This is a genomic window from Oceanospirillum sediminis (assembly GCF_014164585.1).
Taxonomy (GTDB): domain Bacteria; phylum Pseudomonadota; class Gammaproteobacteria; order Pseudomonadales; family Halomonadaceae; genus Oceanospirillum; species Oceanospirillum sediminis.
Map to the genome: position 1 here is coordinate 1 of NZ_JACJFM010000228.1, position 358 is coordinate 358.

At 56.7% G+C, this 358-nt stretch carries 1 protein-coding gene; it reads right to left on the reverse strand.

Annotated elements, in window-relative coordinates:
• Positions 1 to 358: TRAP transporter large permease subunit (locus H4O21_RS28510; protein ID WP_182812588.1), on the reverse strand; the 358-nt coding region annotated here is incomplete at both ends.

Genomic DNA, 358 nt, shown 5'->3' on the forward strand with positions numbered 1-358 from the left:
CGATCAGTACCGCAAACAGCATAGCCGAGGTGCGAGCTGTATCCGTCAGGATGTCGAACAGGCTGCCAAAGGTCAGACTTTTACGTGCCAGAGCGATAACAAAGGCACCACCAGCGCCGATACCGGCGGCTTCCGTTGGCGTGAAAATCCCCAGATAGATGCCTCCCATCACAATGGTAAACAGGATCAGCACGCCCCAGACACCATTCAGCGCCTTAAGCCGCTCTGGCCAGGACAGCTTCTCACCGCATGGACCGGCCTCAGGGATGCGCCACACGACATAGCGAACAGCCCCCAGATACAGCAGAATACCCAGAAATCCCGGAATAAAGCCTGCGGCAAACAGCTCACGGATACT